Below are 24806 nucleotides of genomic sequence, written 5' to 3' on the forward strand. Positions count from 1 at the left end.
TTCATCCTCACTTGTCAGTCAGTGCCGCATGATGCAACCTTGCCGCAGACAACAGTAAAGAGGGCGCGAGCCCGGCGCGATCAGCATTTTCGAAGCGAGTTTCCCCCATGAAAAGCCAACCCGATGCCGTCAGCCGTATGGCGGCCGAGGTAGTGACGCAGTTGCCTGTGCCCTCGCGGCTCGGCATGCTGCGTTTCGAACGGCTGAATGAGGCGAGCTGGGCGCTGTTGTTTCTTGATCCCAATTGCGAGCGTCAATTTGGTATAGCTGCCGTCGAACTCTGCGCACTGGTGGACTCGCCCTATGCCAGCCTGATGGAGCCTGAAGCGCGCCATCAACTGCATGACGCGATTCAGCAACAGTTGACCACAAGCCCGCATTACCTGATCCGCTACACGCTGCACACCGTCCTGGGGACTTTGAGCCTGCTCGAACTGGGCGAAGCCTACAAACAACACAATCGGCATCTGCTACGCGGCTACCTGCTGGTGGTCGACGGCCTGTTCAACGACGATCCGCAGCAGCCAGCGCTGGATCTGGAGACCCAGAACAACCGCCTGCAGATCGCCCTGGAACTCAACCAGCGAGCGCAGCAGGAACAACTCCAGCACCTTGAGCGGGTTCGTGCCCAGCAGGACTTGATTCTGCTCCTGGCCCGTCAGCGCTACAGCACCAACAATTCCCTGCAAGAAGCCGCCGAACTGATCACCCGCAGCGCCTGCGACATCTATGAGATCGACTGCGCAAGCCTCTGGAATCTCGTAGACCAGCAGCTCGTGCCGATTTCCGAATACCACCGCAGCTCCCGGGAATACCGGATGCCCGACGTCATCGACGCGAGCGGTTTCCCCGACTATCTGGAAGCCCTGCACACCAGCCGGGCGATCGACGCCCACAACGCGATACACGATCCACGCACCCGGGAAATGGCCGAGAGCCTGAAATCGCGCGACGTCAACGCCATGCTCGACGCCAGTATCCGCGTCGACGGCCAGGTGGTCGGCGTGCTGTGTCTGGAGCAGATCGGTGCGACCCGCGCCTGGCAGTCGGATGAGATTGCCTTCGCCGGCGAGTTAGCCGATCAGTTCGCCCAAGTCATCAACAACCACAACCGACGCACCGCCACCAGCGCCCTGCACCTGTTCCAGCGCGCGGTCGAGCAAAGCGCCAACGCCTTTCTGCTGGTCAATTGCGAAGGCGTTGTGGAGTACGTCAACCCGAGTTTTACCGCGATCACCCAATACAGCACCGAAGAAGTCCACGGCCACAAGCTGTCGGAACTGCCGGCGCTGGAAAACCTCAGCGAATTGCTGTTCGACGCACCGTCGAGCCTGGCCAAGAGCAACAGCTGGCAGGGCGAGTTCAAGAGCCGACGTAAAAATCTCGAACCCTACTGGGGTCAGCTGTCGATCTCCAAAGTCTACGGCGACAATCGAGAGCTGACCCATTACATCGGCATCTACGAAGACATCACCCAGACCAAACTCGCCCAGCAGCGCATCGAGCGTCTGGCCTACACCGATAACCTGACCAACCTGGGTAACCGCCCGGCGTTCATCCGCAATCTCGACGAACGATTCGCCCGTGACAGCGACAGCCCAATCAGCCTGCTGCTGGTGGACATCGACAACTTCAAGCGGATCAATGACAGCCTCGGCCACCAGACCGGCGACAAACTGCTGATCAGCCTGGCCCGGCGCCTGCGTAACAGCCTGAGCCCGAGCGGCAGCCTGGCGCGTTTCGCCAGTAACGAATTCGCAGTACTGCTCGAAGACACCGACCTTGAGACCGGCCAGCAAATCGCCAGCCAGTTACTGATGACACTGGACAAGCCAATGTTCGTCGATAACCAGTTGATCAGCGTCACCGGCTCCGTGGGCCTGGCCTGCGCACCGCTGCATGGCCGCGACCCGCAAACCCTGATGCGCAATGCCGGGCTCGCGTTGCACAAGGCCAAAGCCAACGGCAAGCATCAGGTTCAAGTGTTCACCGAAGCGCTGAACGCCGAAGCCAGCTACAAACTGTTCGTCGAAAACAACCTGCGCCGCGCCCTGACCCAGAACGAGCTGGACGTGTTCTATCAGCCCAAGCTTTGCCTGCGCAGCGGTCGCCTGCTGGGGATGGAAGCCTTGCTGCGCTGGAACCATCCGGAAAAAGGCATGATCCGCCCGGACCAGTTCATCAGCGTCGCCGAAGAGACCGGGCTGATCATCCCCATCGGTAAATGGATCGCCCGGCAGGCCTGCCGCATGAGCAAGCAACTGAGCGCCGCCGGCCTGGGTAATCTGCAAGTGGCGATCAACCTGTCACCCAAACAGTTTTCCGACCCGGACCTGGTGGCGTCCATCGCCGGCATCCTCAAGGAAGAACAGTTGCCCTCCTCCTTGCTGGAGCTGGAACTGACCGAAGGTCTGCTGCTGGAAGCCACCGAAGACACTCACTTGCAGCTCGACCAACTGAAACGCCTGGGCCTGACCCTGGCCATGGACGACTTCGGCACTGGTTATTCGTCCCTGAGTTACCTGAAGAAATTCCCGATCGACATCATCAAGATCGATCGCAGCTTCATTCATGAAATCCCGGACAACCAGGACGACATGGAAATCACCTCTGCGGTGATCGCCATGGCCCACAACCTGAAACTCAAAGTGGTCGCCGAGGGCATCGAGACCGCCGAGCAGTTGGCGTTCCTGCGCCGCCACCGGTGCGACGTCGGCCAGGGCTACCTGTTCGACCGGCCGATCCCCGGTTCCGAGCTGATCGAAAAGCTCAAACGCTACCCGCGTGGCCCAATCGCCTGACAGCGCTGTAACACTCGGGCAAACTGTCAGTCTGACTCCTTACCGTTAACTCAATCTGACTGAGAGGACTGATCATGGTCTTGCGCTCGGAAATTCTGGTGAACAAAAACGTGCTTCCAACCAAAGAACAAGCTCTGCCTGGCCGCGAAACCCCGATGACCGTGCCGGAAAAACACTTCGTCCACGACGCCCCGCTGCTGGGCCCGTTCGTCACCGACGTGGATTTCGCGATCTTCGGCCTGGGCTGCTTCTGGGGCGCTGAGCGCAAGTTCTGGCAGCGCAAAGGCGTGGTCAGTACGGCGGTGGGTTACGCCGGCGGTTTTACGCCGAACCCGACGTATGAAGAAGTCTGCTCCGGCCTGACCGGCCACAGCGAAGTGGTACTGGTGGTCTACGAGCCGGCAAAAGTCAGCTACGAAGAGCTGCTGAAGATGTTCTGGGAACTGCACAACCCGACCCAGGGCATGCGCCAGGGCAACGACATCGGTACCCAGTACCGCTCGGTGATCTACGCCACCAACCCGACTCAGTTGGCCGCCGCCAAGCACAGCGAGCAAGTGTTCCAGGCCGAACTGACCAAGGCTGGCAAAGGCACCATCACCACCGAAATCGAAGAAGCGCCAACGTTCTTCTTCGCCGAGGCTTATCACCAGCAGTACCTGGCCAAGAACCCTGAAGGGTATTGCGGGATTGGCGGTACGGGCGTGACTTGCCCGATTTAAAGGCATAAAAAATCGCAGCCCCGGCGCGCCCCTGTAGGAGCTGCCGAAGGCTGCGATCTTTTGATCTTGCTTGTTGGCTCGCCCTATTCGGCGATCAACCAATCCATCTGCCACCCACCCTGGGTCTGCCCAAGCTTCTTGGACAACCACGGCAGCAGCTCACGCAATTCCTCCTCCAGGCCCCACGGCGGATTGGCAATCGCCAGCCCCGAACCATTCAGGCTATTGGGTGTATCCAGCGGATGCACCAACAACTCCACCCGCAACAGCTTCGGCGCGCCAGTGCCAGCCAGGTCCTGGTAGAAGCGCCGCAACATCCGTTGATCCTTCACCGGGTACCAGATCGCCGCCACCGTCTGACGCATCCGGCCAATCGCCTCTTTCAACGACGCCGCACAGCGCTGCATCTCATCGAGCTGCTCAAACGGCGGATCGATCAACATCAACGCCCGCTTCTCCGCCACCGGCAGCAATGCCCGCGGCACGTGCCAGCCTTCACCGAGGTGCACCGCGACGCGGCGATCACCCTTCATGTTGTCCTTGAGCAAACGCCCGTCTTCCGGGTGCTTCTCGTTGAGCAAGACCCGATCCTGAGAACGAGTCAACCGCCGCGCCAGCTCCGGCGAACCCGGGTAATAGCGCAACTCGCCATCCGGGTTCATCTCATGCAGCACCTGCATGTAATCAGCCGTCAGCAACGGCAGATCCGGCTCACCCCACAACCGGGCGATACCTTCCAGATACTCGCCGGTGCGACTGGCCTCATCACCCTTGAGGTCATACAGACCAATGCCGGCGTGAGTATCGAGATAGGCAAACGGCTGCTCCTTGCGCGACATCAAGGCGATGAGGCGGGTCAAGGTCAGGTGTTTGAAGACGTCGGCGTGGTTGCCGGCGTGGAAGGCGTGGCGATAGTTCATGGTTGCTCCTGCGCAGGAGGCGAAGTTTACCTTGTACGGCGCGGGACGTCAGGGGTTCACAGCCAAGCGGGCAGACGACACTTACCCCTAGCAGCTGGCGAAGCCTGCGTCCGACCGCGCAGCGGTCGTCATCCAGAGAACTCAATCTCAATCCGAGACCGAGTTGTCCGTATTTACGACTGCTCCGTCCGAACGCGGCCCGAGCCGAACGTAGCCTTCGGCAACTGCTACAAGAACGCATTCCAATCGAAGCTGACCCTATTGATCGCAAGCCTTGCGCGGTCACCGTAGGAGCTGGCGAAGCCTGCGATCTTTTGATCTTTGGATCTCCGCCCGCTTACGGCACCTGCTTCTGCAACCGTCGCCCGATCACATCCAGCAAATCACACCCATCACGCAACGGAATGGCTCACAGCCGCGCAAAGTCGTGCAGGATCACCGCATCAGTATAAATTTCCTCGCGCATGGCCAGGTTCTCCATCACCTGAGTGACCGCCCAACGATTAACGATGAGAGCAAAGCTCCGCCAGTTCACGCTAACCGCCACAACCTGCGGGAAATCTCCGACGACTTCGCCCAGAAATATCGTCGTCTGACAGAACGCCTTCGCGGGCAAGCCCGGCTCCCACAAGAGAGCGCAATCTAATGTAGGAGCGAGGCTGGCCCGCGATCGAGCGCGCAGCGCTCGTAAATGTGCTATCCCATTCTGTCTGACTCAATTTGAACAACTGGCATGCAAACGCTCTGAAAACGGACCAAGTCGCTACCAAGTAGAAGGGGCTTCTTGACTCGCCTTGTAAAGCTCTTCAACCCAATCCTCAGTCGCCAATATGCATATATCTTCAAAAAACGCCCTAGGATTTTTCATCTCATCCCAGCCTGGGGGAAGAGATGAATGCGACTCAGGGTCATGTGCCAATACATCTGAAAAGTCATATTCTTCATCCTCAAGAGCATTAACCAACACACTCAAGAGGACGAATTTGTGTCGATAGCTTAAATTTCTATACCGATGAATCACGTATCGGCATATCAGGACAGCCCTATCGCCCGGGCAGTTCGGGTCGTACTTACACAACTCCTCCCCGAGACTTTCCTCACGATCATATATATCAAACCCACCTAAAAAATGGCCTAACCCTGGCGTATAGGGGGCGTTCAGAAACGGATGTTTTAGCATCACAACTCACCTATTGGATATGCTGCTATCGGAACTAGGTACTCGTAGTCAAATTTAACTTCAACGCCCTTCATACCACCATTAAATACTGGATTCTGAAAACTCTCCTTATTCGGCATATAACCTCTACCTGCACCTGGCATCTCCATCCGCACAACCAAATTTCCTTTTTTATCTTCACCCGTAAAGCGAGGCATATTTCGAGATTCTCGGGTCGTGGCCTCATTCAATGCATGAAGCTGCGCCCTCCAACTTGAAAACTGAGAACTGCAGTTAACTGCCCATTTTTTACCTGTTGTCGGAAGAGCGCCATCTATTGCACGCTGCTTTAGTGCGGCATCAGCCACCTCTGGTCCATGCTTATCACTACTACGCATTCCGTACCTCTCCCTTTCCTACACCCTCATCAAGCACATAGCAGTCGTAAATCCGCCGTATCAATTCGTTAGTTACGCAAAATACCCTGCTGCTTATTGCTCTTGCAGTGCTTCGGACTGATAACGCTTCAGACATTCAAGCAACACCTGCATAAATTTACGCTGATCCTTAACATCTTCGTCGAAGTATGCAGTCATTCTTGTGAAGATATAGTCGAAACTATCACCTTTAGCTAAAAAGTGTTCCAGCGTACTGATATACCACTCGCGAGCATCATTTGAATAAGACAAAAAATCTGGCCTTATTAAAATATCAAACAACTCCGCCAACTCTTCTTCTTCATTTACATTTTTGGAAACAATGATTGCCTCCCTTTCTTCATTATCGGTATAATCAATGTCAAATACAAAAAGCAGGCCGCGCAAAATAGACAAGTCAGGTGCGAATTTCATTTTAAAATTCCGTATAAGACGTAATTGGTTCACCACTATTATTTAATATAACCACCGCCTTGGTTTGCTCGCCATACTCAAGCGTTCCTCTTTTATACCCCTCACCCACTTTTCTCCCCATCTCTATCGGCTTTTGCGATGCAGCTATATTGCTTTGCTTGAAAATTAACTTCGCACGGTATATTGCATTTAACTGATCCCTATGACTGATAAAGCGAGTTGCGGCACTAGGTATCACAGGTTCTCCTTTTCTTCGTCCTTTTTTATAGACTTCAATTTCTCCCGTAGATGGATTTTTACCTGTTTTCACCCGTTCAAGTTGAGATTGCAAGGTAGTCTGGGCTCCGTGCCTCTGTAAAAAATGGGCATCGTCAATCGAGTCTTCCATTTCATCCAAATGTCGGTAAGCATTCGCCTCCGCCAACTCATCTATCCTAGCCCGCCGCTGCTCAGCATTCATCTTCGGCAGCGGCGGCTCACCCTCATCAACCCGCGCTTTTCTCGCTGGGTCTTCCACCCCCATCGACGGCTTGCACCCATCCGCTCCAGGGCAGGTACTCAACCCCAACGGATCCACCCACCCCGTCGGATTCGGGGTGTACTGGTAGGCGTTCAGCCCACCGGCCAGCTTGACCGGATCGGGCGTCAGGTAGCGGCCGATGTCCGGATTGTAGTAGCGATGGCGGTTGTAGTGCAGGCCGGTTTCCGCGTCGCAGTATTGGCCCTGGAAGCGCAGCGGTTGCTCGAGTGGTTCTTCGGTGTCCTGGCTGAGGTGGGTGAGTTTGCCGTAGGCGGTATATTGGGCGGACCAGACGATTTCGCCGCTGTAGTCGGTGAGTTCCTGCGGGGTACCGAGGTGGTCGAGTTGGTAGTAGAACGGGCAGGCGTTGCGTGGGCCTTCGCCGTCGAGCAGGGCCAGGGGCCGGAAGCTGCCGGGTTCGTAAACGTAGCTGCGGTAGTGGTGGCGGCCGCGTTCGGCGATCAGCTGCTCGCCTTGCCAGAAAAACTCGGTGGTCTGGTCGTCGACGGTTTTGCCGATGCGCCGACCGAAGGCGTCGTACTTGTAAGCCGCCCGGCTGCCGTCCGGCAGGGTCACGCCGATGAGTCGGTGCAAGCAGTCGTAGCGGTAGTCGGTGATCAGACACTGGGCTTTGCCGCGGCGTTCGCGGATCAGGTTGCCGAAGGCGTCGTAGTCGTAATGGCGATCGCCTTGCATCAACAGGCGGTTGCCTTTGACCCGGGCCGGGCCGGGGCGGTCCTGGATCAGCAGGTTGCCGGCCGGGTCGTGGCTGAAGTGTTCCGGGCGTGCGTCGTGCGGATGGCGGACGCTGGTCAGTCGGTCCAGCGGATCGTAGTGATAGTTGCGTTGGCCGTGGCGGCTGTCACTGATGAGGGCCAGGTTGCCGTTGGCGCTGTAGGCGTAGTCGCGGCGGTAAAGCCGGCGTTCCTGCTGACTCACGGCGTGAGTCTGCAACCGGCCCTGTTCGTCGTACTGGTACTGGCTGAGCAGCCGGCCTTGCTCGCGCTGCTGTTCACGACCGGCGCTGAACTGGTGAGTGGTCAGCCGGGCGCCGTTGAGGTCGATGGCGCTGAGGCTGCCGCCGGGGCCGTGGTGGTAGTCGAGTTTATTGTTGTCCGGCAGGCGCAGGTGATTGAGCCGGCCGCAGGCGTCGTAGCGATAGCGCAGGGTGCCCCAGCCCTGATGCTCGGTGATCAGCCGGTCGTGCAGGTCGTATTCATATTCCAGCGGCCAGTGACCGTCGTCGACGCCGACCAGCCGACCGAGGCCGTCGTAGCGGTAATGAATCTGGCTGCCGTCGGCCAGGGTCTTGAGCAGCAAGCGGCCCGCCGAGTCGCGCTGGTAGGCGGTGAGCAGTTCACTGCCATCCTCGCCAAACTCGGTTTTCTCCAGCAGCTGGCCGTTGAGGTCATAGGCGTACGCGGTGCGCCGCCCATCGAACCCGGTCTCTTGCCGGATCAGCCCGTTGGGACCGTACTCGAGCTGGTAGCGCTCACCGGCTGCGTTTTCGATTTCGCTGAGCAACAGCCGCGCGTTGTCGTAGCGATAGCGCAGCTGGGTACCGTCGGGGTTGATCCGGCGACTGACCAGGTGCAGGTCGTCGGCGTATTCGTAGCGGGTGATGCGCCCCAGTTCATCGCGCTCGGCGGTGACTTTGCCGTAGGCGTTGTAGCTGAAGGCGCGGGTGGCGCCACCGGGCAAGGTGGTGTGCAGCAACCGCCCCACGGCATCCCAGTGGTACTGGGTGAGCGCGCCGTGTTCGTCCTGTCGGCTGATCTGCCGGCCCAGCACATTGTAGGCATAACGGCGCTGACCGCCGTCGGGTAACACCTCTTCGATCAGTTGGCCAAGCGCGTTCCAGCCCAACGTGTGGAGGCTATGGTCGGGGTAGCGGATGCCGGTTAACTGGCCTTGGCCGTCGTAACTGTAGTGGGTGACGTGGCCGCCAGGATCGGTCTGCCGGGTGATGGCACCCTGCGCATTACGCTGGTAGGTCCACTGCGCCTGGCCGCGCTGGCGCCGGTGGACGTAACCGTTGCGGTACTCGAACGCCGTCGGCTGGTCCTCGGTGGGCAATACCGCGCTGAGGCGCCCGGCCTCGTCATACACATACTCGGTGACGGCGCCGAGCGGGTCCTGTTCGGCCGTCAGCCGCCCTTGGCCGTCGTAGGCCTTAAGGTGCTCGGCCCCGTCCGGTTCGACCTTGCGCACCAGGCGCGCCTGCTCGTCGTGGGTGTAAGTCTCCTCAGTGCCGTCGGCATGCCGGACGCTGACGCGGCCCTGGTCGTCCCAGACGTAACGCGCGTCCATCTGCGAAAAGCTCGCCCAGTGCCGGATGCAGCGCGCGGCTTTGCCCACGCGTTCCCACGCCCAGAAAAAACTCGCGCCACCGGCCAGTTGCCGCTGCAGGATGACCTGCTGATCGTCGTAGTCGTAACGCTCGCATTCACCGGCGGCGTTGCTCGCCTCGACCAGCCGCTGACGTTCGTCATAGCGGTAGCGGACCAGCGTCTGCTCGGTGTGCCAGGCCGCTTCGAGGGTGTCCGCCGGGTGCAAGCTCTGGTAGTCGACGGCGATGATGTGCGCGCGGTCATAGCGCAGGCGCAGGGCGCGGCCGGCGCCGTTGTCGAGACGAAGGATGCGTTCCTGGCGGTCGCGGGTAATGCGCAGCCGGTTGCCATAGGCATCGCTGATGGCGCTCAGCCGGCCCTCGCGAAAATGGTAGAACCGCGCCTCGTCACCGGCCTGGGCGAGGATCAGTTCCTCCGGATCGTCGCCCAGATAAATCGCCGCCCGCGACAGGCTGTTGTGGATCGCCGGGCGCTCGACACTGGGCAGCGGAAAGGGGGTGCGGCGGTTCTCATGATCGGTCCAGATCACCGAGTCGTCGCTGATCGCCAGCCGCTGCGCCAGCGCATGACTCCAGCCAAACCCGAGGCCGCAGTCGAGCTCCACGGCACTGCTGCGGTACAACCGGGTCCAGCTAAACGGCAACACCCCGTCCAGCTCACCGTCGCTGAGGGTTAGCAGTTCTTCGCCGGTGACCATGGATACCGGACAGCCGTGGGTGGCGGTGTTGCGGGCGGTGTCGGCACTGTCGCCGTTGGGGTTTTTCGCCTGGCTGGGGGCGTCGTCGTGGTGTTCCTGTTTCTTCAGTGTGGCGTTGCGGCGCGCGCCCCAGCGCATCTCCAATACGCCCTGTTTCTGGCCGCCGGTCAGCCCCCGGGCGGCGACCTTTTTGTAGCGGTCGACATAGCCGATAAAGCTGTCGATGATCTTGAATAGGGACTCGACGAAGCGCAGGCCGGCCTTGAGGATCTGCGTGCCATGGTCCGCCAGCCGCAGCGTCAGATAGGCGACGCCGATGCCGGCACTGGCAACACTCAGCACGAGGCCAATCAGCAGGTCGATCAGGATCTGCACCACGACCGTGGCAATCACCTCGGCCGTCTTTCCGGCGCTCAAGCTTGGCGGCAAGGAGTCCAGCCAGAGGCTCGCGGTGCGCAACAACAGGCACAGCGCCGCCTCGTCGCTGGCCAGCAGCATGGCTTTTTCCATCAAGTCCGGCGCGCGTTGCGCCAGGTCGGCCAGCTGCTGCGCGCTGCCGCCCAGACGTTCGAGGTGAGCCCCCGGGTTCTTGAGCATCTCACTGAGCAGGCTGATGCTGTCCCACACGCCCTCGATAGCCGCCCAACTGCCGGCCAGCATGCCGTTGCCCGCCGCCTGAGCCGACTGCTGCGACCACTGCGGTTTAAAGCCCTGCCACTCGCCGCGCAGCCAGCCTTCCAGATCCCGCGTCAGCCCGTCGTAGGCAGCGAACAGCTCATCGACTTGCGCCGGGGTCACTGCACTGTGAACCCGGACCCGATAGAACTTGCCGGCCTCGCCCTTGAACTGCGCCTTGCCCTGTTCATCCAGAGTGATAGGCAAAGCGGGGCCACCACCTGCCGGTATGACGTCGACCTGAATATTGCCAAGCGGAATGTCGTAAACCGACTCGAACTTGCTCTCGATTTCAAGAATCCCGCTGGCCGGGCATTGGGCGACGCTGGAGATGAAATCGTCGTCGCTCATGCTGACCGAGGTGCTGGTGGTCCCGAGCTTGATCACCCGTTCCATGCCCAACAGCGACGGCAGATCGGCGGCGCGACTGCCCTTGTCCAGCGTCCTGCCGAGCCAGCTGCTGACTTGTTTGCGATAGAGACCGAGGGTGTCTTTGAAGGTGTCGAGTTGCGCTTCGATATGAGCAATGTGATCCATCAACCTTGCTCCGAGATCAGGTAGTCAGCGAGTGCTTCTTTTGGCGTGCGAGGCAGGTCTGAACGGGCAACGAAGTCCGCCACCTTGTGTCTCAAAATGCTTTCTGAATAAGCACCGTAAAGCTCTGGGCGGGCCTCGCTCAGCCACGTCAGCAAGTTGTTGGTTTGGGTGATGGCGTCCTTCGCTGCGAGACGATCAAGCAGTGGCAGAGGAACTTCCCACCAAGGGCAGGCCTTGGCTGTGTTCACGGCACTGGCGCTGATCTCGAGGCTCTGACCATTGATCAGGCAACGCTTGAACAGAGGCAGCAGCTCGCTCGCATCAACCTCAGGACCCTGAAGAGTCGGCAGCAAATGGCGCCCGTCCCAGAAGCGGAAAAACACCTGTTTGCCATTGGGCAGCAGCACTTTGGTCAGGCTGCGCAGGTGCTCAACCAACGCTTCCTGGCCTGCCGAAGAAACCGTTAGCCAACCCCAATCCTTGGCCTTGGTGTTGGCAATCCAGTCGAGGAATTCACTGTCTGGGGCGACGACGCCGACATAGGGCATCACCACTTCCCATTCGGCATAGGCGGTGTCGGCCCAGATCGGGCTAAGAGCCTGTATCGCGACCAACTGTTGGTAGGCCTTGAGCGGCTGGGCATCGCTGGCGTTGCCGAGGATCACGAACAGCCGCTCTGAGGGCTGCAATGGCTGGCGCTCAAGCCAGGCCTGTGGCGAAAGGTTCTCAGGCGGCACAGACACCCTCCTTGCAGCGCTCGCATTCTTCGCAGAATGGCGCGTCGCTTTTCAGGCTGAGAATCTGTGCGGCGCTCAGCAGTGCTGGCGGGACCAACCTCGGTGCCGCCGTCAACTGCGGGGCGCCGCCGACCTGTATCGGCACACTGCTGAAAATCCCGCCAGCGTTAATGTTGATCCAATGCCCGCCGGCCTGAATGGTTACGTTGGCGCCGCCGTCGATGACCACTTGCCCCAGGGCAAGGACGTGAAACTGCTCACTGGCATTGAGCAGTTGATTGCGCACCCGGATGCTGGAGGTGCCTTTGACGACGATGCTGTGATCGTTATCCACTTGCACCCGCTGGTCATGCAGTACGTGCTGATTCCAGTCGCGCTGGGCGCGCAGATAGATTTCCTCGGCGCCTTTGCGGTCTTCGATGCGCAGTTCGTTGTAGCCACCGCCACCCGGACTGCTGTGGCTGCGAAAAATGCTTTGGGTCTTGTCCGCCGGCAGATTGAGCGGTACCGGGTTGGCAGCATTTGGCAGGCAGCCCATCACCAACGGCTTGTCGGCATCGGCGTCGACGAAGCCCACCAGTACCTCCATGCCAACCCGCGGAATCAACACGCTGCCGTAACGGTCATGAGCCCAGCCGGTCGCCACCCGCAGCCAGCAACTGGAATGTTCGTTGAGTTTTGCGTCGCGATCCCACCGGAATTGAACCTTGACCCTCCCGTACTTATCGCAATGAATTTCGCTGTCCCCCTGACCAGTGACCACTGCGTGTTGATAGCCCGGCATGCTTGGTTTGGGCTCACCTAATGGTGGGCGAAACAGCACATCCCACGGTGTGGCCAGGAAGGTGTTGCGATAACCCTGGGAAAAGCCGTCCGAAGAGTCGCTGCTCACCGACTCTTCCAGCACCTGGGGCTGCTTGCCCTGATGCTCGATTTCCGTCAGCAACCACAGGTCATTCCACTCCGAACGCGGATGCTCGGCGACTGTCAGAAAATGCCCACTGATCAGCGCCGATTGATCACTGCAACCCTCGGCCTGGCGGTAGTCCGCGCGGTGGCGTTCCAGGGCTCGCTGAGCCAGGTGTTTGCCTTCGGTGCGGTCGGTGAATTGACCGGGGTAATCGTAGTCTTCCAGCGCTGGCCGTTGCTCACCCGTCACCGCACTTTCCAGTAGCAGATGCGGTTTGTTGAAATCGTAATCGCGGCGGGTCACGCCCGTGGTGCGGGTTTCCAGTCGCACACTGAAGCGTTTGATCGCTGGTTCTTCGGCGACCATCCCGCTACCTGGCAGGTAAACGGTTGGTCGTAGCAGTTTGGGGAACACCGTTTGATCATCACCGAAGATCAGACGATGACCCTCGGGGCGGTGCTGGAAGTGGTAGTGAATGCCGATCTCGGCGCAGAGCCGCTGAATGAACGCCAGATCGCTTTCGGCGTACTGCACACAATATTCGCGCTTGGCGTATTGGCTGCCGAGCTGGAACTCGAAGGCATCGCGCTGGATGCCGTGTTCCTTGAGTACTTGGGTGATGATCTCCTGCACCGTCTTGTGCTGAAAAATTCGTTGGTTGATGCGCTGAGCGAGATACGCCAGTTGCGGTACCAGGCTGATTTGATACCGAGTCAGGCGTTTGCCGGAATCGCCTTGAGCCACACGATAAATCTGCCCGTGAATGCCATTGTTGCGCGCATCGAAACTGAGGAATGCCTGCCGGTGCAGGAGGCTTTCGAGGTCAAGGTCCGGGCGTTCGCTGACCAGCTCCAGGTCAAAACGGTACGGCTGGCTGATAGCTTCCTTGCCGGTGAACTCAAGCACCTTGAGCTCACTCTGGACGCCGTCGAGGCTCAAGGTGAAATGCAATTGATTGGCAGAAGCGAACATCCGATGTCTCTCTGCAGAGTGAAGGCCGGAGATTCTGCATGAGCACAAACGGACGTTGACGGAGGGACATGGAAATCAGATTGCCCCTACATTTACCTGAAATTGTTCCGTCATAGATGAGGGCATTACGGCTACATAACTCTCCAAAAAATGGCCCCCCCGAAAAGATCGTCCGAACGCAGCCCGAACCTTCGGCAGCTCCTACAGGGAAGATGCGCATCCGAAATTCTACGGGTGTACCTGGTCGGCGTAGGAGCTGGCGCAGCCTGCGATCTTTTCTGCGAACAACAGGTTCCGGAGTATCCGAAGATCAAAAGATCAAAAGATCAAAAGATCAAAAGATCAAAAGATCGCAGCCTTCGGCAGCTCCTACGGAATGTGCGTACACCTCTCGATTAATCGACAGACATAAAAAAACGGCCCGCCTCCAGAAGGAGGCGGGCCGTTTTCAGGTCACACGATGATCAGAGCATCCGCTCATCTCACTCAGCTGTTGAGCTGGAAGTCTTTCTCGGCAGCTGCGAAACGCTTGAGCATGCCAGCAGTCGGAGCGCCCATCTTGCTGACGACCAGGATCGCGAGGCTGGCGAAGATGAAGCCAGGGATGATTTCGTACAGACCCAACAAGCTGAAGTGCTTCCAGACGATCACAGTGATCGCGCCGACCAGGATGCCGGCCAGTGCGCCGTTACGGGTCATGCCTTTCCAGAGTACCGAGATCAGTACAACCGGACCGAATGCAGCACCGAAACCGGCCCAGGCGTAGCTGACCAGACCCAGCACGCGGTTTTCAGGGTTGGCAGCCAGACCGATGGCGATCAATGCAACCAACAGCACCATGGCGCGACCGACCCAGACCAGCTCGACTTGGGAAGCATTTTTACGCAGGAAGGTCTTGTAGAAGTCTTCGGTCAGGGCACTGGAGCACACCAGTAACTGGCAGCTCAAGGTGCTCATTACGGCAGCCAGAATGGCCGACAACAAGACACCGGCAATCCACGGATTGAAGAGGATTTTTGCCAGTTCGATAAACACCCGCTCGTGGTTTTCACTCACTGGAACAGCCACTGCCGGGTGCGCCGAGAAGTAGGCGATACCGAAGAAGCCGACGGCCACAGTGCCGCCCAGGCAAAGAATCATCCAGGTCATGGAGATGCGACGTGCTTTGGCGATCGACTTGACCGAATCCGCCGCCATGAAGCGCGCGAGGATGTGCGGCTGGCCGAAGTAGCCCAGACCCCAGCCCATCAGCGAGATGATGCCGATAAAGGAGGTGTTTTTCAGCATGTCGAAGTTGCCTGGATCTTGTGCTTCGATGGCCAGGAAGGTGGTATCGATGCCACCGGTCGCCAGCAGCACGATGATCGGCGTCAGCAGCAGGGCAAAGATCATCAGCGTGGCTTGTACGGTGTCAGTCCAGCTCACCGCCAGGAAACCACCCACGAAGGTGTAGGCAATAGTCGCCGCGGCACCGGCCCACAGCGCAGTTTCGTAGGACATGCCAAAGGTGCTTTCAAACAGTCGGGCACCGGCTACGATGCCGGAAGCGCAGTAGATGGTGAAGAACACCAGAATCACGATTGCAGAGATGATCCGCAACAGACCGCTTTTGTCTTCAAAACGGCTGGAGAAGTAATCCGGCAGGGTCAGAGCGTCGCCGTTGTGCTCGGTCTGCACACGCAAACGACCGGCCACGAACAGCCAGTTCAGGTAGGCACCGATGATCAGGCCGATGGCGATCCAGCTTTCCGACAGACCGGACATGTAGATTGCACCGGGCAAGCCCATCAACAACCAGCCGCTCATGTCCGAAGCACCGGCGGAAAGCGCAGTCACAACGCTGCCCAGGCTACGGCCGCCCAGAATATAGTCAGAAAGGTTGTTGGTGGAGCGATAGGCCATGAAGCCGATCAGCACCATTGCCGCGATGTAGATCACGAACGTGATCAAGGTTGGATTACTTACACTCATTAAATTGCGCCCTGGCTTTGTTTTTATTTAGCAGCGATCTGTCGGACCGTCGGCATACACCTAGGTGGATAGACGATTCCGGTTGCCGCGCATTTATGACTGACGTTTCCCCAGGAAAGCCATCAGCCGATGAACCATCGTGTTGGAGGTTGCACCTTGGTGCGCGAATGCTATTCAACAAAGCAAATAAGGTGCAACCAGTTTCGTTCGAATAAGTTGCACCTAGTCGGGTTTTTAGCTGAAACAGCTGTTTTTGCTCCTTTTCGGAGCAAGAACCTGATTTCCCAGTAGCATAAAGCACCCAGCAGGCACGGCTTTTCGCTGCCGGAATTTAATTCCTGACGAACAGCCTATTTTTCCGACAAAAAAGGGTTGCACCCGGTTGCACCTCGATCTGCGCGCGGCTAATCTTGCCGCCAGCTGATGTCACGCAGTCGTGGCAAACATGAGGATAAAAATATGGCTACCACCACCCTTGGGGTCAAACTCGACGACCCGACCCGCGAACGCCTCAAGGCCGCCGCGACCTCGATTGATCGCACGCCGCACTGGCTGATCAAGCAGGCAATTTTCAATTACCTGGAAAAACTCGAGGGTGGTGCAACCCTGACCGAGCTGAGCGGTTTGACCGGCAAAGACGCTGACGACGCCGCAGACGTGCACGCTGACCACGCACACCAGTGCTTCCTGGAGTTCGCTGAAAGCATCCTGCCGCAATCGGTCCTGCGTGCCTCGATCACCGCCGCCTACCGTCGCCCGGAGCCGGAAGTGGTGCCGATGCTGATGGAGCAGGCCCGCCTACCCGCTGCGATGGCCGAAGCCACTAATAAGCTGGCGGCCTCGATTGCCGAGAAACTGCGCAGTCAGAAAAGCGCTGGCGGCCGTGCCGGTATCGTTCAAGGCCTGCTGCAAGAGTTCTCCCTGTCATCCCAGGAAGGCGTGGCACTGATGTGCCTGGCCGAAGCGCTGCTGCGCATTCCGGACAAAGGCACCCGTGACGCGCTGATCCGCGACAAGATCAGCACCGGCAACTGGCAGCCGCACTTGGGCAACAGTCCATCGCTGTTCGTCAACGCCGCCACCTGGGGTCTGTTGCTGACCGGGAAACTGGTCGCCACCCACAACGAATCAGGCCTGACCTCGTCCCTGAGCCGCATCATCGGCAAGAGCGGCGAGCCGATGATCCGCAAGGGCGTCGACATGGCCATGCGCCTGATGGGCGAGCAGTTCGTCACCGGCGAAACCATCGCCGAAGCCCTGGCCAACGCCAGCCGCTTCGAAGCCAAAGGCTTCCGTTATTCCTACGACATGCTCGGTGAAGCGGCACTGACCGAACATGACGCACAGAAATACCTCGCGTCCTACGAGCAAGCCATCCATTCCATCGGCAAGGCTTCCCACGGTCGTGGCATTTATGAAGGCCCGGGCATCTCGATCAAGCTCTCGGCGCTGCACCCTCGCTACAGCCGCGCCCAATACGAGCGTGTGATGGACGAGCTGTACCCGCGCCTGCTGTCGCTGACCCTGCTGGCCAAGCAATACGACATCGGCCTGAATATCGATGCCGAAGAAGCCGACCGCCTTGAGCTCTCGCTGGATCTGCTGGAGCGTCTGTGCTTCGAGCCGCAGCTGACCGGCTGGAACGGCATCGGTTTCGTCATCCAGGCTTACCAGAAGCGTTGCCCGTATGTGATCGACTACGTGATCGACCTGGCTCGCCGCAGCCGTCATCGCCTGATGATCCGTCTGGTGAAAGGCGCGTACTGGGACAGCGAAATCAAACGTGCCCAGGTCGAAGGTCTGGAAGGCTATCCGGTCTACACCCGTAAGGTGTACACCGACGTTTCCTACATCGCCTGCGCACGCAAACTGCTGTCGGTGCCGGAAGTCATTTACCCGCAGTTCGCCACGCACAATGCCCACACCCTGTCGGCCATCTACCATATCGCCGGCCAGAACTATTACCCGGGTCAGTACGAGTTCCAATGCCTGCACGGCATGGGCGAACCACTGTACGAGCAGGTTGTAGGTAAAGTCGCCGATGGCAAGCTGAACCGTCCATGCCGCGTGTACGCCCCGGTCGGCACTCACGAAACACTGCTGGCCTACCTGGTCCGTCGCCTGCTGGAAAACGGCGCGAACACTTCGTTCGTCAACCGCATCGCCGACCAATCCATCTCGATTCAGGAGCTGGTGGCCGATCCGGTGGCGAGCATCGAGCAGATGGCGACACTGGAAGGCGGCTTCGGCCTGCCGCACCCACGCATCCCGCTGCCGCGTGATCTGTACGGTTCTGAACGCGCCAACTCCAGCGGCATCGACCTGGCCAACGAGCATCGTCTGGCATCGTTGTCCTGCGCCCTCTTGGCCACCGCTCATAACCACTGGAAAGCCGCGCCGATGCTCGGCTGCGCGTCGAGCAACGAAGTGGCTGCACCAGTATTGAACCCGTCCGATCTGCGAGACGTGGTCGGCCATGTGCAAGAAGCCAACGTCGAAGATGTCGACAACGCCATCCAGTGCGCACTGAACGCCGCACCGATCTGGCAGGCCACCCCGCCAGCCGAACGCGCCGCGATTCTCGAACGCGCTGCCGACCTGATGGAAGGCGAGATCCAGCCGCTGATGGGCCTGCTGGCTCGCGAAGCCGGCAAGACCTTCGCCAACGCCATCGCCGAAGTGCGCGAAGCTGTGGATTTCCTGCGTTACTACGCCGTTCAAGCCCGCAACGATTTCACCAACGATGCCCACCGCCCACTGGGTCCTGTGGTGTGTATCAGCCCGTGGAACTTCCCGCTAGCGATCTTCAGTGGTCAAGTCGCTGCAGCACTGGCTGCCGGTAACCCGGTATTGGCCAAACCTGCCGAACAAACCCCGCTGGTCGCAGCCCAAGCCGTGCGCCTGATGCTTGAGGCCGGGATTCCGGAAGGCGTGCTGCAACTGCTGCCGGGCCGCGGCGAAACCGTCGGCGCCCGTCTGGTCGGCGACGATCGGGTCAAAGGTGTGATGTTCACCGGCTCCACCGAAGTAGCTCGTTTGCTGCAACGCAATGTCGCTGGCCGTCTGGATGCTCAAGGCCGTCCGATCCCGCTGATCGCTGAAACCGGCGGCCAGAACGCAATGATCGTCGACTCTTCGGCGCTGACCGAGCAAGTGGTCATCGACGTCGTATCGTCGGCCTTCGACAGCGCCGGCCAACGTTGCTCGGCACTGCGCGTACTGTGCTTGCAGGAAGATTCCGCCGACCGCGTAATCGAAATGCTCAAAGGCGCCATGGCTGAATGCCGTCTCGGCAACCCGGAACGTCTGTCCGTGGACATCGGCCCGGTGATCGACGCTGAAGCCAAGGCTGGCATCGAGAAACACATCCAGGCCATGCGCGACAAAGGTCGCAACGTGTACCAGGTGGCTATCGCCGACATTGAAGAATGCAAGCGCGGCACCTTCGTTATGCCGACCCTGATCGAGCTGGAAAGCTTCGACGAGCTGCAACGGGAGATCTTCGGTCCGGTGCTGCACGTGGTGCGCTACAAGCGTAAAGAGATCGATCAACTGATCGCTCAGATCAACGCTTCCGGCTACGGCCTGACGCTGGGCGTACACACCCGGATCGACGAGACCATCGCCAAGGTGATCGACAACGTCAACGCCGGTAACGTCTACGTCAACCGCAACATCGTCGGTGCTGTGGTCGGCGTGCAACCGTTCGGCGGCGAAGGCCTGTCGGGTACCGGCCCTAAAGCCGGTGGTCCGCTGTACTTGTACCGCCTGTTGTCGACTCGTCCTACCGACGCAATCGAACAGTCCTTCGTTCGTAGTGATGCACTGAGCGCTCCGGATGTTCGTTTGCGCGACGCCATGAGCAAACCGCTAACAGCGCTGCAAACCTGGGCCGACAGCAACAAGCTGACCGATCTGAGCGCACTCTGCGTGCAGTTCGCCGCCCAATCGCAAAGCGGTATTACCCGCCAACTGAACGGTCCGACCGGCGAGCGCAACAGCTACGCCATCCTGCCGCGCGAGCACGCATTGTGCCTGGCGGAAGTCGAGGCCGACCTGCTGACCCAACTGGCGGCGGTATTGGCTGTGGGCAGCTCGGCGGTGTGGCCGGAGGCCGAACTGAGCAAAGCGCTCTACGCTCGTCTGCCTAAAGACGTGCAAGCGCGCATTCAGTTGGTTGCCGACTGGAACAAGGACGACGTGGTCTTCGATGCCGTCCTGCATCACGGCGACTCCGACCAACTGCGAGCGGTCTGCCAGCAAGTGGCTAAACGTGCCGGCGCTATCGTCGGGGTTCAAGGCCTGTCCCAGGGCGAAACCAACATTGCGCTGGAGCGTCTGGTGATCGAGCGTGCACTGAGCGTCAACACTGCTGCTGCGGGCGGTAACGCCAGCCTGATGACCATCGGTTAAACCGTCGTGAGTAGCTGAAATCACGGTCAACGAAAAAGGAGAGCTTGCTCTCCTTTTTCGTGTGCACCTGAAGCTTATTTTATGGTTCGGATAATCAATGGACTACTTGGCGCTTTCCAAATTTCCACAAACTCCAACCTTTCACTACCTCGGAGCCTACAATCAAAGCCACCATTAAAACCGGGCTATAATCCGGAAACAATTGAACGCCAATCAGCAATATTGAAACTGAAGGCACAAGAAAAAACAGCCGCAAGGGTAACTGCAAGTAACCTAGCCATTTAGCCTCATCTCGCCGAGCAAGAAACAGGATGCAACTGGTAAATATTGATAGCTGCAATACCCAACTTACAGCCACCATTACAACTTGAAAAGCACCTTGATCCTTTAGCAACTCTAGCGTGCTTAGTGCATCCGTTAGATAGGGAGCCTTACCCTTACGAAGACTACTGATCATGTACCAAGTGAGATATAGAGCATCAAGTCCACCCCAAATCCACCACACCACCCTCTTTGCCGTCATTGCTCGCCTACTCTCCGTTCATAAACGGTATCAGCCGTAATGGGAGTCCAATGCCATGACTTACCTGTTACTTGCCATTCATCCTCGGACTCCTGAAAGCGTTGTTTTATATAACGTAGCGCCCTATAAGAATGTGCTGCCTAACCTGCTTCAAAAGAATTTTCATCATCGCCAAGTGGAAGCCACTCTTGGACTAGAGTTCGAGTGGTATTTGCAAAATCCTTCCCATCAGAAAAATCACACGCCCCTCATCGGTTAATGATCCTGCTCTATTTACCAGAATAGAGAGGGTGTTTTTTACACCGTCGTAGTCAATATTTTTGATAACCCATTTCCCAGGTCCGGAATCAGATCTGGATTTCCTCTGAGGAAGCTCCAACACTTTAGGCAACGTCAACGGTTCCCTTTCTAGCACCGGTTCACGTGCAGGTTCTATCTGCCTAAGAGAAGAACCGCCACATAAAAAGACTTTACCCGTCAAGTGCGAGTATGTTCCGAAGGTGTCCTGACTGAGTGGGCTAAACGGATCGTCGGAAACCAGCAGCCAGTCGCCACGTTCTACTTTTTGAAGAATTGTCGCCTTGTCACGCTCGTACAGACAGTTGCTAATCGAAGAGCAGCACTCACTGATCAGGTCTGTCAGTCCCTCTATTTTCAGTGGATGTAAAAGCGAGCGATTGATATAAATCGCTGCAAAGAAGGGGCTTTCGATTCGAGTAAGGCTGTGTTTGCTCATCTCGCGGCGGGGAACTAGTCGCTTCATTTCATCACCAAGTTGGAGTAGGCAGTCTTGCGGTGCAATCGCGCCTAGGCTTGATACAGCTCTGCTTAGATTCTGGATGCCCCCCCTTTCCCCTTATTGCGTATGAAACTTCGCATTTGCCACTAAATACACAGGGCGCACCGATTCCGCTGATCGCTGAAACCGGGGGGCGGTAACGCCAGCTTGATGACCATCGGTTAAACCAAAAAAACCGGGCGCCTGCAATGGGCGCCTGGTTTGCAAACCCCCTGTGGGAGCGAGCTTGCTCGCGATAGCGGTCTGTCAGTCATATCAGTTTTGGATGTGCCGCCGCCATCGCGAGCAAGCTCGCTCCCACATTGTTTTGCAGCGGGCACAAGGGCAATTAAGACAGTTGCTCCCAGATTTGATCAGCGGTGCACGCGCTCCGCCATCACGCTCATCAATCATCCTGTTCAGCACGCCCTTCCCGCGCCTAGACTCGGCCCATTCCCCAAAAAAGGTAGGCCGCCATGTCCGAGACGTTGCTCAGTTCCCGCAATCTGGCTTTCGAGCTGTACGAAGTCCTCGATGCCGAGGGCCTGACTCAGCGTGAGCGGTTCGCCGAGCACAATCGCGAGACCTTCGATGCCGCCATCGGCACAGCACGGAGCATTGCCGAAAAGTTCTTTGCCCCGCACAACCGCAAGGGCGACGAGAACGAACCGCGCTACGAAGACGGTAAAGCGATCCTGATTCCTGAAGTGAAGCCAGCGGTCGATGCCTTCCTCGAAGCGGGCTTCCTCAACGCCGCGCGCAGTTTCGAAGCGGGCGGCATGCAACTGCCGACTCTGCTCTCGCAAGCCTGCTTTGCGCATTTCCAATCGGCCAACGCGGCGTCGACCTCGTACCCGTTTCTGACCATGGGCGCGGCGAACCTGATCGAAAGTTTCGGCACCGATGAGCAGAAGCAGCGCTTCCTGCAACCGATGATCGACGGCCGTTTCTTTGGCACCATGGCCCTGACCGAGCCCCATGCCGGCTCGTCGCTGTCGGACATCCGCACCCGCGCCGAACCCGCCTCCGACGGCACTTACCGGCTCAAGGGCAACAAGATTTTCATTTCCGGCGGCGATCACTCATTGTCGGAAAACATCGTGCATATGGTATTGGCCAAGCTGCCGGATGCACCTGCGGGGGTTAAGGGCATTTCGCTGTTTATCGTGCCCAAGTTCCTGGTCAACGATGACGGCAGTCTCGGCAAGCGCAACGACGTATTGCTCGCTGGGCTGTTCCATAAGATGGGCTGGAAGGGCACCACGTCCACCGCGCTGAACTTCGGCGATAACAGCGAGTGTGTTGGCTATCTGGTGGGCAAACCGCACCACGGCCTGAGCTACATGTTCCAGATGATGAACGAGGCGCGGATCGGCGTCGGCATGGGCGCGGTGATGCTCGGTTATGCCGGTTATCTCTATTCGCTGGAATACGCTCGCGAGCGTCCGCAAGGTCGACTGCCGGACAGCAAGGACCCGAATACCGCACCGGTCTCGATCATTCAGCACGCCGACGTAAAGCGCATGTTGCTGACCCAGAAAGCCTACGTGGAAGGCGCTTTCGACCTCGGCCTGTATGCGGCGCGCTTGTTCGATGACACCACGACCCTTGAGACCGAAGCCGAACGCAAACAAGCCCACGAATTGCTGGACCTGCTGACGCCGATCGTCAAATCCTGGCCGTCGGAGTTTTGCCTGAAAGCCAACGAACTGGCGATCCAGATCCTCGGCGGTCACGGCTACACCCGCGAATACCCGGTGGAGCAGTATTACCGCGACAACCGCCTGAACCCGATCCACGAAGGCACTCACGGCATTCAGTCACTGGATCTGCTGGGGCGTAAACTGGCGCAGAACGGTGGCGCCGGGCTCAAGCAATTGATCCGCCTGATCGCTGACACTGCCGAACGCGCCCAGACTTATGAGTCCCTGAACGCGCTGCGTCAGCCACTCGAGAAACTGGTTGCCCGGTTGCAGAGCGTGACCATCGGCCTGCTGACTGATTTGGGCCAAGGCAAGGTCAACAGCAGCCTGGCCAACTCGGCGCTGTACCTCAAAGCCTTCGGCCACACGGTGATCGGCTGGCGCTGGCTGGAGCAGGCGATCCGCGCCGTGGAAGGGTTGGCTAAGGGTCATGCGGCGGATGTCAGCTTCTATAAAGGCAAACTGCAAGCCGCGCGGTATTTCCTGACCTGGGAAGTGCCGGGCTGCCATCATGAACTGGCAATTCTTGAGGCGCGAGATGATGTATGCCTGACGATGCGAGATGAGTGGTTCTGATCGGGGCTTTGTGGCGAAGCTGATATCCAATCGCGAGCAGGCTCGCTCCCACATTTGAACGCGCTGCCTGATTAAACGCGAACCATTGTGGGAGCGAGCCTGCTCGCGATGGCGTCGGTACGACCAAGGCGATTTTCAGCTCAGCCGAAACCCACCCATCTGCCGCGCCAAATCATCGGCCAACCGCTGCAATGTCTGACAGTCTTCACGGCAAGCTCTGACTTCCCCCGCCGTGGCCCGCGCCAGATCAGAAATTCCCTGCACATTGCGGTTGATCTCTTCAGTCACCGCTGACTGCTCTTCTGTAGCGGTCGCCACCTGATGATTCATGTCGCTGATACGCTCGACCTGTCCGGTAATCGCCGTCAGCGAAGCCCCGGTGCGCTGGCTGGACTCGACCCCAGTACCGGTTGCCGCCTGCCCGGAGTGCATCGACGACACGGCGTTTTCAGCGCCCTGCTTGAGGCTTTGAATCATCTGCTGGATTTCATCGGTAGACGACTGGGTTCTACGCGCCAACGTCCGCACCTCATCGGCAACCACCGCAAAGCCGCGGCCCATGTCCCCTGCCCGCGCCGCCTCAATCGCCGCGTTCAATGCCAGCAAATTGGTCTGCTCGGAGATCCCGCGAATCACCGCCAATACCTGATCGATGGAGGCTACCTGAGTCGCGAGTTCACCGACTGCAACGGCGGCGACACCAATTTCATCAGACATGCTTTCGATATGCCGAATCGACCCGCCGACCACCTCCCGCGCCTGCAAAGCTTCATCGCGAGCGGTTTGCGAGGCGACAGCGGCGTTGCCCGCGTTTTGCGCGATTTCCTGCACGGTCAGGCCCATCTCATGTACGGCCGTGGCGACCATGTCGGTCATTTCTTGCTGCCGACCGGAGCGTTCGGCGGTGTTATCCACCACCAATGCGACTTGCCCGACCGCTGTGCGCAGCCGCTCACTGGTGGCCAGGACTTCGCCGATCATGTCGCGCTG

The 24806-nt window shown here is 58.7% G+C and carries 14 protein-coding genes; 4 read left to right on the forward strand and 10 right to left on the reverse strand.

Features of this window, described 5'->3' with window-relative positions:
• Positions 1-107: 107 nt before the first annotated feature.
• Together ACZYSM_RS01035 and msrA are read left to right on the forward strand one after the other, a co-directional pair.
• Positions 108-2801: a sensor domain-containing phosphodiesterase gene (locus ACZYSM_RS01035; RefSeq protein WP_489067991.1), complete on the forward strand. Its 2694-nt coding sequence runs from the start codon at positions 108-110 to the stop codon at positions 2799-2801.
• Positions 2802-2875: 74 nt separating this feature from the next.
• The gene (gene msrA, locus ACZYSM_RS01040) at positions 2876-3523 is read left to right on the forward strand and encodes a peptide-methionine (S)-S-oxide reductase MsrA (RefSeq protein ID WP_489067993.1); all 648 of its coding nucleotides are present in this window, start codon (positions 2876-2878) and stop codon (positions 3521-3523) included.
• 83 nt (positions 3524-3606) lie between these two features.
• Here msrA and ACZYSM_RS01045 read toward each other — a convergent pair whose 3' ends face one another.
• From ACZYSM_RS01045 to putP, 8 genes are all read right to left on the reverse strand, one after another.
• A complete protein-coding gene (locus tag ACZYSM_RS01045; RefSeq protein WP_419117104.1) occupies positions 3607-4443 on the reverse strand; it encodes a 23S rRNA (adenine(2030)-N(6))-methyltransferase RlmJ in 837 nt (278 codons plus the stop codon).
• 409 nt (positions 4444-4852) lie between these two features.
• Positions 4853-5059: a hypothetical protein gene (locus ACZYSM_RS01050; protein WP_489068293.1), complete on the reverse strand. Its 207-nt coding sequence runs from the start codon at positions 5057-5059 to the stop codon at positions 4853-4855.
• 563 nt (positions 5060-5622) lie between these two features.
• Positions 5623-6000, reverse strand: a complete 378-nt coding sequence (locus ACZYSM_RS01055) for a hypothetical protein (RefSeq protein ID WP_489067995.1) — start codon at positions 5998-6000, stop codon at positions 5623-5625.
• Between the two features lie 93 nt (positions 6001-6093).
• Entirely contained in the window at positions 6094-6453 is a 360-nt protein-coding gene (locus ACZYSM_RS01060; protein ID WP_489067996.1) for a hypothetical protein, read from the reverse strand.
• 1 nt (position 6454) lies between these two features.
• Positions 6455-11233, reverse strand: coding sequence for an RHS repeat-associated core domain-containing protein (locus tag ACZYSM_RS01065; protein WP_489067997.1), 4779 nt, complete (start codon positions 11231-11233; stop codon positions 6455-6457).
• Positions 11233-11970: a DUF4123 domain-containing protein gene (locus ACZYSM_RS01070; RefSeq protein WP_489067999.1), complete on the reverse strand. Its 738-nt coding sequence runs from the start codon at positions 11968-11970 to the stop codon at positions 11233-11235. Before ACZYSM_RS01070 ends, ACZYSM_RS01065 begins: the two co-directional genes overlap by 1 nt.
• Complete coding sequence (locus ACZYSM_RS01075; protein ID WP_489068001.1) at positions 11960-13852, reverse strand: type VI secretion system Vgr family protein; 1893 nt, start codon at positions 13850-13852, stop codon at positions 11960-11962. The genes ACZYSM_RS01070 and ACZYSM_RS01075 overlap by 11 nt, the downstream gene beginning before the upstream one ends.
• Before the next feature lie 486 nt (positions 13853-14338).
• The gene (gene putP, locus ACZYSM_RS01080) at positions 14339-15823 is read right to left on the reverse strand and encodes a sodium/proline symporter PutP (protein WP_489068003.1); all 1485 of its coding nucleotides are present in this window, start codon (positions 15821-15823) and stop codon (positions 14339-14341) included.
• 459 nt (positions 15824-16282) lie between these two features.
• Here putP and putA point away from each other — a divergent pair, with 459 nt between their 5' ends.
• Positions 16283-20236, forward strand: coding sequence for a trifunctional transcriptional regulator/proline dehydrogenase/L-glutamate gamma-semialdehyde dehydrogenase (gene putA / locus ACZYSM_RS01085; protein ID WP_489068005.1), 3954 nt, complete (start codon positions 16283-16285; stop codon positions 20234-20236).
• A 716-nt stretch (positions 20237-20952) separates the two neighbouring features.
• Here the strand turns inward: putA and ACZYSM_RS01090 are convergent.
• Positions 20953-21522 carry a hypothetical protein gene (locus tag ACZYSM_RS01090; RefSeq protein ID WP_489068007.1) on the reverse strand — a complete coding sequence of 190 codons (570 nt, stop codon included), beginning with the start codon at positions 21520-21522 and terminating at the stop codon, positions 20953-20955.
• Between the two features lie 491 nt (positions 21523-22013).
• Between ACZYSM_RS01090 and ACZYSM_RS01095 the strand changes: the two genes are divergently transcribed.
• Positions 22014-23816: an acyl-CoA dehydrogenase gene (locus tag ACZYSM_RS01095; RefSeq protein WP_489068009.1), complete on the forward strand. Its 1803-nt coding sequence runs from the start codon at positions 22014-22016 to the stop codon at positions 23814-23816.
• Positions 23817-23951: 135 nt separating this feature from the next.
• Here ACZYSM_RS01095 and ACZYSM_RS01100 read toward each other — a convergent pair whose 3' ends face one another.
• A complete protein-coding gene (locus ACZYSM_RS01100; protein WP_489068275.1) occupies positions 23952-24797 on the reverse strand; it encodes a methyl-accepting chemotaxis protein in 846 nt (281 codons plus the stop codon).
• Positions 24798-24806: the final 9 nt, after the last annotated feature.

This window comes from Pseudomonas sp. F220 (genome assembly GCF_057813935.1).